Below are 10,143 nucleotides of genomic sequence, written 5' to 3'. Positions count from 1 at the left end.
CGCCACTCGTCACCCAAGAGCAAGCTCTCTGTGCTACCGTCCGACTTGCATGTGTTAGGCCTGCCGCCAGCGTTCAATCTGAGCCATGATCAAACTCTTCAATTTAAAGTTTGATTTGCTGAAACGAGTTCAGCGGTGCTCATCTGTAAAACGTCATAATGAATTTCATTATGTGTTCACTCGTGAGGCTTTGATATTTTTGTGCGTCCGAAGACGCTGATATCAATCCTGCGAGTGCCCACACAGATTGTCTGATAAATTGTTAAAGAGCAGTGCGAACAGTGCGTTAGCGTCCTGTCGCGAGGTGGCGTATATTACGCTTTCCTCCTTCAGAGTCAACCTCTTTTTCAGAAGTTTTTCTCCGGCGGCTCAGTCTCCTGAACCTTCAACCCGTTTCCCGTTGCCGGTGTGCCGTGTCGATGGAGGCGCATTATAGGGAGCGGTTCAGATAGCGCAAGTGCAAATTAAGACTTTTTTTCCGTTCGTCTGAAATTTGCACAAAAGCGCCCTTTTATGCCTGTTTAATGCGCGCTGGTAGTGCGGCCAGGCTATCGATGACCCAGTCAGCGGCGGCTTCCCCTTCAGCGGTCACCGGTTTACCGCTACGCACCAGAACTTTGGTACCGACACCGGCAGCCTGCCCTGCCAGCATATCCTCCAGCTTGTCACCCACCATATAAGAAGCTGCCATATCAATATTCAGCTCTTGCTGAGCCATCACGAGCATACCCGGCTGAGGTTTACGGCAGTCGCACGCCTGACGATACTCTGCAACGGCGGCGTCGGGATGGTGCGGGCAGAAATAGATGCCGTCCAGATCAACGTCGCGATCGGCCAGCGACCAGTCCATCCATTCGGTGAGCTGCATAAAGGTGTCTTCAGTAAACATACCGCGCGCGATGCCAGACTGATTGGTCACGACCACCAGCGCATACCCCATCGCCTTCAGTTGCTGCAGCGCTTCAATGGTGCCGTCAATAAACTGAAAGTTATCGATCTCATGGACATAGCCATTATCGACATTAAGGGTGCCATCACGATCAAGAAAAATAGCGGGGACTTTATTCGCCACGTAGAAACTCCTGCTGTAAAAATTGCCGATCAGTATCGCATGATTGCTGTGAAAGGGAGAATGTCAGATTGAATCACTTCCATTGATTCAGACGTCTGGATGCCTTACCATCCATCCAGCTTTTACCCTTAATAAAAGCAACGAGGCTTCCCACACCACGGACAACGCAACACGATAATAAATAACCTAATGATTAAACTCGAAAATATCACCAAAGTGTTCCAGCAGGGTACGCGCACCATTTCGGCGTTGAAGGACGTCAGCCTGCACGTGCCTGCCGGACAGATTTATGGCGTTATCGGTGCTTCCGGTGCCGGTAAAAGTACGCTGATTCGGTGCGTTAACCTGCTGGAGCGTCCGACATCAGGCCGTGTGCTGGTCGACGGTGCTGACCTGACCGCACTCAGCGAACGTCAGCTGACTCAGGCCCGTCGTCAGATTGGCATGATCTTCCAGCACTTCAACCTGATGACCTCCCGGACCGTCGCGGGCAATGTCTCCCTGCCGCTGGAGCTGGGAAATCTCTCCCGTGAACAGATTAACGCTCGCGTGACTGAACTGCTGGAACTGGTGGGATTAGCCGATAAGCACGATGCCTGGCCTGCGAACCTGTCGGGTGGACAAAAGCAGCGCGTTGCGATTGCCCGTGCGCTAGCCAGCAATCCAAAAGTGCTGCTGTGTGATGAAGCCACCAGCGCTCTGGACCCGGCGACAACCCGTTCTATTCTGGAGCTGCTGAAGGACATTAACCGCCGGCTTGGCCTGACGATTCTGCTCATCACCCATGAAATGGATGTGGTGAAGCGCATCTGCGACCAGGTGGCTGTCATCAGTCAGGGTGAGCTGATTGAGAAAGATAGCGTCAGTGAGGTCTTCTCGCATCCTAAGACGCCGCTGGCTCAGCAGTTCATTCAGTCTACCCTGCATCTGGATATCCCGGATGATTATCAGCAGCGCCTGCAAGCCACTGCCGCTGAGAACAGCGTGCCCTTGCTGCGACTGGAATTTACCGGTAAATCGGTTGACGCCCCGCTGCTTTCCGAAGCCGCACGGCGTTATAACGTGAATAACAACATTATCAGTGCGCAGATGGATTACGCCGGCGGCGTGAAGTTCGGCATTATGCTGGCCGAAATGCACGGCACTGAAAGCGATACCCGCGAGGCGATAGCCTGGCTGCAGGAGAATCATGTGAAAGTAGAGGTGCTGGGTTATGTCTGAAGCGATGATGTGGTTGCTGGGACGGGGCGTGTGGGAAACGCTGATGATGACCTTTGTCTCCGGCTTTTTTGGATTTGTACTGGGTCTGCCAGTCGGCGTTCTGCTTTATGTCACCCGTCCGGGACAGATTCTGCAGAATCAGGGGCTCTATCGCGTGCTCTCCGCGCTGGTGAATATCTTCCGCTCCATTCCGTTCATTATCTTACTGGTCTGGATGATTCCTTTTACCCGCGTGATCGTCGGCACCTCCATCGGACTGCAGGCGGCAATCGTCCCGCTGACCGTTGGCGCCGCCCCCTTTATCGCCCGTATGGTGGAAAATGCCCTGCTGGAACTGCCTACCGGCCTGATTGAAGCGTCACGCGCCATGGGTGCCACGCCGATGCAGATCGTTCGCAAGGTGCTGCTGCCGGAAGCGATGCCGGGTCTGGTGAATGCCGCGACGATCACCCTGATTACCCTGGTAGGTTACTCTGCCATGGGCGGCGCGGTCGGTGCCGGTGGTCTGGGTCAGATCGGTTATCAGTATGGTTATATCGGATATAACGCCACCGTGATGAATACGGTATTGGTGTTGTTAGTGGTTTTGGTGTATCTCATTCAGTTCTGTGGCGACCGCATCGTACGTGCTGTGTCCCATAAGTAAGCCAGCAATATCACATTATTAAGGAAAGGATATGTCTTTCAAATTCAAAAAAATTGCCGCTGTGGGTGCACTGATTGGCGCGATTGCGCTGGCAGGATGCGATCAAAAAGAGAAAGATGCGAACCACATCAAAGTGGGCGTGATTGTCGGCGCTGAACAGCAGGTTGCTGAAGCCGCGCAGAAAGTCGCGAAAGAGAAGTATGGTCTGGACGTTGAGCTGGTTACCTTCAACGATTACGTTCTGCCGAATGAGGCACTGAGCAAAGGCGATATCGACGTTAACGCCTTCCAGCACAAACCTTATCTGGATCAGCAGATCAAAGATCGCGGCTACAAACTGGTTTCCGTCGGCAACTCTTTCGTTTACCCGATTGCGGGCTACTCGAAAAAGATCAAATCGCTGGATGAGTTGCAGGATGGCGCTCAGATCGCGATTCCAAACGATCCGACTAACCTGGGACGTTCGCTGCTGCTGCTGCAGAAAGCCGGCCTGATTAAACTGAAAGAGGGCACAGGCCTGCTGCCAACCTCGCTGGATATTACTGAGAATCCAAAGCATCTGAAAATTGTTGAGCTGGAAGCGCCACAGCTGCCCCGCTCACTGGACGATCAGCAGATCGCCCTGGCGGTCATCAATACCACCTATGCCAGCCAGATCGGCCTGACCCCGACTAAAGATGGGATTTTCGTCGAAGATAAAGATTCACCTTATGTGAACCTGATTGTCGCGCGCGAAGATAACAAAGATGCGGAAAACGTGAAGAAGTTCGTTCAGGCTTACCAGTCTGACGAAGTTAACGAAGCCGCCAACAAAGTCTTTAACGGCGGTGCAGTTAAAGGCTGGTAAGTCAGCCGACATTCTCCCCAGGGGCGGCGCTATGCCGCCCTTTCTGTTACAGCCTGCCCTGCCCGACTTGTTATTTATTCCTGTCCTTGTTTCAATAACGCCACTTTTGGAAACCTGAGGATGTTGCCATGCGTTTTTTACCGCTCGGCTTGTTAGCATTGATGCTGACAGGGTGTGTTCATGAGTATCACCCGATAACCAGCGCACCGTCCAGGCCGCAGCACTCCACTGAACCGACCCGCAAACCCGCTGCCCGCCCCGCACCGGTTAAGCTCTACACGGATGCTGCCGATCTGGTCAGCAAACCGTTCCGCGATCTGGGTGAAGTCTCTGCTGAAGATTGCCAGATCAGCAATCAGAACTCGCCCGCTAACATCGCCACGGCCCGTAAACGTCTGCAGATCCGGGCGTCACAGATGAAAGCCAATGCGGTGCTGCTGCACAAGTGTGAAATCGTGACGGGTACGCCAGGGTGCTACCGTCAGGCGGTATGTCAGGGCTCGGCATTGAAAGTCAGCAATCAATGAGTGAATTCACCTTTGCGCAGATTGGGGTCATCCGCTCGCCGTGGAAAGAGAAGTTTGCCGTGCCGCGCCAGCCAGGCCTGGTGCAGGATGGCGGCGGAGAGCTGCACCTGCTGCCCCCGTACAATCAGCCGGAAGCGGTTCGCGGACTGGAAGCGTTCAGTCACCTCTGGCTGCTGTTTGTCTTTCATCAGACGATGGCAGGCGGCTGGCGTCCCACGGTTCGCCCTCCCCGACTGGGCGGCAATGCGCGCATGGGTGTCTTTGCAACCCGTTCAACGTTTCGTCCCAACCCGATTGGCATGTCGCTGGTCGAGCTGAAAGAGATCAGGCTTGAGAAGCAGCAGGTGATCCTGCAGCTTGGCAGTCTGGATCTGGTCGATGGCACCCCCATCGTGGATATCAAACCCTATCTGCCTTTTGCCGAAGCGCTGCCCGAAGCCCGGGCGGGATTTGCCCAGGCAGCACCGGCGGCCACGATGCCGGTGCGCTTCTCCGCGCTGGCGCAGGAGCAGCTGCAACAGCATGCCCGCTATCCCCATCTGGCGCGTTTTATCCGTGACGTGCTGGCGCAGGATCCCCGTCCCGCTTACCGTCAGGGCCAGACAGAGGAGCGGGAATATGCGGCCTGGCTGATGGATTTTAATGTACGCTGGCGCATTGACGATGCCGGGACAGAAGTGATCGCTATCGACCCGCGTTAAAACCCGCTTTTGAGCCAGTGATCTCACTGGTACACTAGCCGCCAGCAAATTTCTGTCTGTGACTTTCCGATCAACTGGAACCGTAATCAATGCGTACTACTCAATATCTGCTCTCTACTCAGAAAGAGACGCCTTCCGACGCCGAAGTGATCAGCCACCAGCTGATGCTGCGCGCCGGTATGATCCGCAAACTGGCTTCTGGCTTGTACACCTGGTTGCCGACCGGGGTTCGCGTGCTGAAAAAAGTCGAAAACATCGTGCGCGAAGAGATGAACAACGCGGGTGCGGTTGAGATTTTAATGCCGGTCGTGCAGCCTGCCGACCTGTGGCAGGAGAGCGGTCGCTGGGAGGAGTATGGCCCGGAGCTGTTACGTATTGCCGACCGCCACGAACGTCCGTTTGTGCTGGGTCCGACGCATGAAGAGGTGGTCACCGACCTGATCCGTAATGAGCTGAGCTCTTATAAGCAGCTGCCACTGAACCTCTATCAGATCCAGACCAAATTCCGTGACGAAGTGCGTCCGCGCTTTGGCGTGATGCGTTCGCGCGAATTCACCATGAAAGATGCCTACTCTTTCCACGTGTCGCAGGAATCGCTGCAGGAAACCTATGATGCGATGTATCGCGCCTACAGCCAGATCTTCAGCCGTATGGGCCTGGATTTCCGTGCCGTACAGGCTGACACCGGCTCTATTGGTGGCAGTGCATCGCACGAGTTCCAGGTGCTGGCCCAGAGCGGTGAAGACGATGTGATCTTCTCAACCGATTCTGATTATGCCGCCAACATCGAGCTGGCCGAAGCGGTCGCACCGGCCGGTGAACGCGCTGCGCCGTCGCAGGCGATGCAGTTGGTTGAGACGCCAGACGCAAAAACCATCGCGGAGCTGGTTGAGCAATTTGATGTGCCGGTTGAGAAAACCGTGAAAACGCTGATTGTTAAAGGGGCGGAAGAGAGCGGCCATGCGCTGGTTGCCCTGCTGGTTCGTGGCGATCATCAGCTGAACGAAATCAAAGCAGAGAAGTCAGCTATCGTGGCATCACCGCTGGTCTTCGCGACTGAAGAAGAGATTCGCGCGGCAGTGGGTGCAGGTCCGGGTTCAATCGGGCCGGTCGGCCTGCAGATGCCGATCATCGCAGACCGTACCGTCGCGAAGATGAGTGACTTCAGCGCCGGTGCTAACGTCGATGGTAAGCACTACTTCGGCATTAACTGGGAGCGCGATCTGCCGCTGGCCAGCGTTGCGGATATCCGTAACGTGGTTGAAGGCGATCTGAGCCCGGATGGCAAAGGCACACTGCAGATTAAGCGCGGCATCGAAGTGGGTCACATTTTCCAGCTCGGCACGAAATATTCGGACGCGCTGAAAGCCTCTGTTCAGGGCGAAGATGGCCGCAACCAGATAATGAGCATGGGCTGCTACGGTATCGGCATCACCCGTGTTGTCGCCGCGGCGATCGAGCAGAACCATGACGAGCGCGGCATCATCTGGCCGGCGGCACTGGCTCCATTTGAGGTCGCGATTCTGCCCATGAATATGCAGAAATCCTTCCGGGTGAAAGAGCTGGCGGAAGAGCTGTATGCCACGCTGCGCGCGAAAGGCGTCGACGTGATTCTGGATGACCGTAAAGAGCGTCCGGGCGTGATGTTCGCTGATATGGAACTGATCGGTGTGCCACACACCATCGTCATTGGCGATCGCAATCTCGATAATCAGGAGATTGAGTACAAATCACGTCGTGCCGGTGAGAAGCAGATGATTAAGCAGGATGAGATCGTCGATTTCCTGCTGAAGGCGCTGAATAAGTAAGTTCTCAGCGCGGGCTGGAACTCTTCGCGGCCCGCCCCTGAAGGTATAAGCACTAAAACGCCCCGCCTGCGGGGCGTTTTTTATTGCACTCTGCCGCGCATCGCTTTGGTACTGCTGCGGCGCGCTTTTCCTTCCAGTCGTCGCTCTTTTGACGCGCGGGTCGGCCGCGTGGCGCGACGCACTTTTTCGACCGTGCTCAGTTCGCGGATCAGATTGAGCAGCCGTTGCAGCGCGGCTTCGCGATTCATCTCCTGACTGCGGTACTCCTGCGCCTTGATCACCACGACGCCTTCAGCAGTGATCAGATGATGGCTGGCGGTAAGCAGCCGATCTTTATAGAAGGCGGGCAGTGAAGAGGCGGCAATGTCAAAACGCAGATGGATAGCCGTGCTGGCTTTATTGACATGTTGCCCACCCGCTCCCTGAGCGCGTATCGCCGTCAGCTCAATTTCACTGTCCGGGATCTCAACCGAACGGGACAGCATAATCATCGCTCTCCTCTCCCCTGCTTCATGACCTTTACCTCTGATAACCTGTTCATCAACTTAACCTTTTGTGCGATCCCGCGTTGCGCGGCAGCCAGCGGAATCTGTCACTTTAGCAGTGTTTTACGTGCTGTTCCTGCTTTACGCAGGCTGATTTCCTGTAAATGGCTATGGTATAGTCGCCAGTTAATCAGAGTATCTACGCTCTGCCGAGGAGGATCATGTGCAAAATTATTGTGAGTTAGTTCGCCGCAAATATGCCGAAATCGGTAGCGGAGATTTAGGTTACATACCGGATGCGATTGGCTGCGCATTGAAGGCACTTGATGATATTGCCGCAAATAGTGAGCTAAACTCTTCTGTCAGGGAACAGGCGGCCTACGCCGCTGCTAACTTATTGGTGAGCGACTATGTTGATTAATGAAGCGTACCACCCCATCAATTGCGATGATTACGATAACCTGGAACTCGCCTGTCAGAAAAACTGGATGCTGTCACTGGACATGAAAGATGGCGAGCAGCTGAAGGCAAAGGCGAAAGAGATTTTTTCACGTAAGAACGTGGAATATCTGGCTATCGATCTCTCTGGTGAACATCGCGAGTTACGTCTCGACCACATCGCCAGCTTTACCCATCCCGAGCTGGGCACGGTGGTTGTCAGCGCAGAGTAATTCACTCCTTCCGGGCGGGACATCCCCGCCCCTGTCACACTCAGGGCTGCAGCGAACTGTAATACGCCGCCAGATCCGCCATATCGTCATCACTTAATCCCGCAACAAACGCCTTCATGACCTCAGCCTGACCGCCGCTGCGCTCGCCCTTTTTATAAGCCTGCAGCGCATGTTCAAGATACGGGGCGTGCTGCCCGGCCAGACTGGGATAAAGCGGCACGGTCGCTTTGCCTTCCGCGCCGTGACAGGCCATACAGCTGCCCGCTTTCTCTGCGCCACGCTGCGCATCTCCCGCGGCCCAGGCCGGTAATACAGCGGCCATCAGGGCGCCGATCAGCCACGTTTTCATTGTTCAGCTCCTGTGCAGGTGGCCCTGTCCCAGACAATCTGCCAGCCCTGCTCATCGCATGCCGCACCCTCCCGGGTGATAAAGAGATCCGGAACACAGACCAGCGTCTGATTATAAAAAATTAGCGGCAGCCGCTCGCGCTGCCATGGAGGAATATGCAGTGCCTGCCAGAGCTTCTTCATCTCCCGTCCCCCTTCCCGCCCCACCAGATGCACCTGGCCCTGCGCGTGAAATCGCACGCTGACCTGCTCGTCGGGCTGCGGATGGCGCAACAGGCTCTGCGTCTGGCTGGCACGCAGCGTGCCGAGGCTTTGCGGCAGCGTCAGCGGCTGGCAGCGATCGGGCCACATCAGCACCGTGTCGCGCAGCGAACTGCGCACCGGCAGCCAGTAGAGCTGCTGCCGGTATCGCCGCAGTTCCGCCTGACCGAATCGCAGACGAGGCTGCGCATCCTCACGACTCGCCATCACCTCATTGCGGATGCGCTGCAGCGCGTCGCGGGAGGGCATCGCTCCGCCCTGCCCGGCGATCCAGCGACGCAGTATGGCGTTAGCGCGCGGCTCACTCATCGTCATCAGCGGCGGAAAGTGCAGACTGCCATCCGGCTGGACGCGCTCAGCCAGCTCTCCGGCAAGAAGTTCATCCAGCAGCTGCTCCTGCTCACTGCACAGGGCTGCGCTTCGGGCGGTCGCCTCGGCAAAGTGAGGCCAGCGCTGAGAGAGTTCAGGCAGCAGCCGCTGACGCAGAAAGTTACGGTCGTAGCGCAGATCCTGATTACTCTCGTCTTCGATCCACACCAGCTGATGGGCATGAGCATAGGCTTCAAGCGACTGTCGCGACTGATTAAGCAGAGGACGTAACAGCCGATGGGAACCCAGCCTGCGCACTGCGGGCATGGCCGCCAGCCCAGCCGGACCGCTGCCGCGCTTCAGCGCCAGCATAAAGGTTTCACACTGATCGTCGAGATGCTGCGCCGTCAGTAGTTGTTCGTCCGGCTGCAGCGCCGCGCCCAGCGCCTGATAACGGGCGGTGCGTGCCGCCGCTTCAATGCCCTTTTCACTGCCGTCAACGGTGACGTGCAGCACGTCACACGTCAGCTGCCACTGTTCGCATATCGCCTGGCAGTGGGCCGCCCAGCGGTCAGCATTCGGGCTGAGTCCGTGGTGAACATGCAGCGCCCGCAGACGCGACTGAGGATGCTGCTGCTGCCAGTCACGAAGCTGATGCAGCAGCACGGTGGAGTCAAGTCCGCCGCTGAACGCGACCACCAGGGCAGCGTCCGGTTGCAGCAGTGAGTCAAAAGCGGGCAAAGACATCGCAGAATCCAGAATATCGGGCCACTGAATGTCGCCCGCCGAGCGCGCTAGTTTACGCCTGATAGAGCTCCAGCGGCAAACCATCCGGGTCGGCAAAGAAAGTACAGGCTTTACCCGTGAGTTCATCAATGCGAATTGGCTCGCAGATCACACCTTTTTCAGCCAGCGTCGCCACCGCGGCGGCCACATCCGGCACGGTAAAGGCCAGATGGCGCAGACCGCACGCCTCGGGGTGACTGACCCGTGCAGGGGGTTCGGGAAACGAGAAAAGCTCAATGGTATAGCGGTCTCCTAATGCGAGATCGCCTTTCCAGGAGTCGCGCGCTTCGCGGTAAACTTCGCCCATCAGTCGAAAGCCCAGCACATCGCAATAGAAGGCTTTGCTGCGCGGATAGTCAGAGGCAATGATGGCGATGTGGTGAATAGCGTTTAACTGCAACATGTTGAATATCCTGATTCGGGTGGGATGCCTGAGTCAGGCATCCTGCCGCTGATAAGAT

General features: G+C 56.3%; 13 protein-coding genes and 1 rRNA gene. 8 read left to right on the top strand and 6 right to left on the bottom strand.

Annotation, left to right across the window (positions count from 1 at the left end):
- A 16S ribosomal RNA gene (locus AC1V0D_RS13460) occupies window positions 1-105 on the bottom strand; the annotation flags it as partial.
- A gap of 406 nt (window positions 106-511) precedes the next feature.
- On the bottom strand, window positions 512-1,072 hold the full coding sequence (gmhB, locus tag AC1V0D_RS13455) for a D-glycero-beta-D-manno-heptose 1,7-bisphosphate 7-phosphatase (RefSeq protein ID WP_009091953.1): 561 nt from the start codon (window positions 1,070-1,072) through the stop codon (window positions 512-514).
- A gap of 189 nt (window positions 1,073-1,261) precedes the next feature.
- Between gmhB and metN the strand changes: the two genes are divergently transcribed.
- The 6 genes from metN (at window position 1,262) to proS (ending at window position 6,822) form a co-directional block, all read left to right on the top strand.
- Window positions 1,262-2,293 (top strand): methionine ABC transporter ATP-binding protein MetN, encoded by a 1,032-nt coding sequence (gene metN / locus AC1V0D_RS13450; RefSeq protein ID WP_325954962.1) that lies wholly within the window; start codon window positions 1,262-1,264, stop codon window positions 2,291-2,293.
- Entirely contained in the window at window positions 2,286-2,939 is a 654-nt protein-coding gene (locus tag AC1V0D_RS13445) for a methionine ABC transporter permease MetI (protein ID WP_009091958.1), read from the top strand. Before metN ends, AC1V0D_RS13445 begins: the two co-directional genes overlap by 8 nt.
- A 31-nt stretch (window positions 2,940-2,970) precedes the next feature.
- Entirely contained in the window at window positions 2,971-3,786 is an 816-nt protein-coding gene (locus tag AC1V0D_RS13440; protein ID WP_009091959.1) for a MetQ/NlpA family lipoprotein, read from the top strand.
- A gap of 128 nt (window positions 3,787-3,914) precedes the next feature.
- Window positions 3,915-4,313, top strand: a complete 399-nt coding sequence (gene rcsF, locus AC1V0D_RS13435; protein WP_009091960.1) for an Rcs stress response system protein RcsF — start codon at window positions 3,915-3,917, stop codon at window positions 4,311-4,313.
- On the top strand, window positions 4,310-5,014 hold the full coding sequence (gene tsaA / locus AC1V0D_RS13430) for a tRNA (N6-threonylcarbamoyladenosine(37)-N6)-methyltransferase TrmO (RefSeq protein WP_482907555.1): 705 nt from the start codon (window positions 4,310-4,312) through the stop codon (window positions 5,012-5,014). Before rcsF ends, tsaA begins: the two co-directional genes overlap by 4 nt.
- Before the next feature lie 89 nt (window positions 5,015-5,103).
- Window positions 5,104-6,822, top strand: a complete 1,719-nt coding sequence (gene proS / locus AC1V0D_RS13425; protein WP_009091962.1) for a proline--tRNA ligase — start codon at window positions 5,104-5,106, stop codon at window positions 6,820-6,822.
- Between the two features lie 80 nt (window positions 6,823-6,902).
- Here the strand turns inward: proS and arfB are convergent, their stop codons facing one another.
- Window positions 6,903-7,313, bottom strand: a complete 411-nt coding sequence (arfB, locus tag AC1V0D_RS13420) for an alternative ribosome rescue aminoacyl-tRNA hydrolase ArfB (protein WP_482907554.1) — start codon at window positions 7,311-7,313, stop codon at window positions 6,903-6,905.
- A gap of 217 nt (window positions 7,314-7,530) precedes the next feature.
- Here arfB and AC1V0D_RS13415 point away from each other — a divergent pair, with 217 nt between their 5' ends.
- On the top strand, window positions 7,531-7,728 hold the full coding sequence (locus AC1V0D_RS13415; protein ID WP_009091964.1) for a YaeP family protein: 198 nt from the start codon (window positions 7,531-7,533) through the stop codon (window positions 7,726-7,728).
- Window positions 7,718-7,978, top strand: coding sequence for a Rho-binding antiterminator (gene rof, locus AC1V0D_RS13410; RefSeq protein WP_009091965.1), 261 nt, complete (start codon window positions 7,718-7,720; stop codon window positions 7,976-7,978). The genes AC1V0D_RS13415 and rof overlap by 11 nt, the downstream gene beginning before the upstream one ends.
- Window positions 7,979-8,018: 40 nt before the next feature.
- Here the strand turns inward: rof and AC1V0D_RS13405 are convergent, their stop codons facing one another.
- The 3 genes from AC1V0D_RS13405 to AC1V0D_RS13395 are packed head-to-tail and all read right to left on the bottom strand — an operon-like array spanning window position 8,019 to window position 10,085.
- Window positions 8,019-8,327: a c-type cytochrome gene (locus tag AC1V0D_RS13405; RefSeq protein ID WP_046101267.1), complete on the bottom strand. Its 309-nt coding sequence runs from the start codon at window positions 8,325-8,327 to the stop codon at window positions 8,019-8,021.
- Window positions 8,324-9,643, bottom strand: a complete 1,320-nt coding sequence (tilS, locus tag AC1V0D_RS13400) for a tRNA lysidine(34) synthetase TilS (RefSeq protein WP_482907553.1) — start codon at window positions 9,641-9,643, stop codon at window positions 8,324-8,326. Before tilS ends, AC1V0D_RS13405 begins: the two co-directional genes overlap by 4 nt.
- Window positions 9,644-9,695: 52 nt before the next feature.
- Window positions 9,696-10,085, bottom strand: coding sequence for a VOC family protein (locus AC1V0D_RS13395; protein ID WP_009091968.1), 390 nt, complete (start codon window positions 10,083-10,085; stop codon window positions 9,696-9,698).
- Between the last annotated feature and the right edge of the window lie 58 nt (window positions 10,086-10,143).

This window comes from Pantoea sp. PA1 (genome assembly GCF_056856975.1).
This window is presented reverse-complemented; position numbering and strand designations above follow the sequence as displayed.

Bases quoted from the DNA above. Each gene is read 5' to 3' on its own strand.
- metN (WP_325954962.1), top strand. From the start codon at position 1,262: ATGATTAAACTCGAAAATATCACCAAAGTGTTCCAGCAGGGTACGCGC.
- AC1V0D_RS13445 (WP_009091958.1), top strand. From the start codon at position 2,286: ATGTCTGAAGCGATGATGTGGTTGCTGGGACGGGGCGTGTGGGAAACG.
- AC1V0D_RS13440 (WP_009091959.1), top strand. From the start codon at position 2,971: ATGTCTTTCAAATTCAAAAAAATTGCCGCTGTGGGTGCACTGATTGGC.
- rcsF (WP_009091960.1), top strand. From the start codon at position 3,915: ATGCGTTTTTTACCGCTCGGCTTGTTAGCATTGATGCTGACAGGGTGT.
- tsaA (WP_482907555.1), top strand. From the start codon at position 4,310: ATGAGTGAATTCACCTTTGCGCAGATTGGGGTCATCCGCTCGCCGTGG.
- proS (WP_009091962.1), top strand. From the start codon at position 5,104: ATGCGTACTACTCAATATCTGCTCTCTACTCAGAAAGAGACGCCTTCC.
- arfB (WP_482907554.1), bottom strand. From the start codon at position 7,313: ATGATTATGCTGTCCCGTTCGGTTGAGATCCCGGACAGTGAAATTGAG.
- rof (WP_009091965.1), top strand. From the start codon at position 7,718: ATGTTGATTAATGAAGCGTACCACCCCATCAATTGCGATGATTACGAT.
- AC1V0D_RS13405 (WP_046101267.1), bottom strand. From the start codon at position 8,327: ATGAAAACGTGGCTGATCGGCGCCCTGATGGCCGCTGTATTACCGGCC.
- tilS (WP_482907553.1), bottom strand. From the start codon at position 9,643: ATGTCTTTGCCCGCTTTTGACTCACTGCTGCAACCGGACGCTGCCCTG.
- AC1V0D_RS13395 (WP_009091968.1), bottom strand. From the start codon at position 10,085: ATGTTGCAGTTAAACGCTATTCACCACATCGCCATCATTGCCTCTGAC.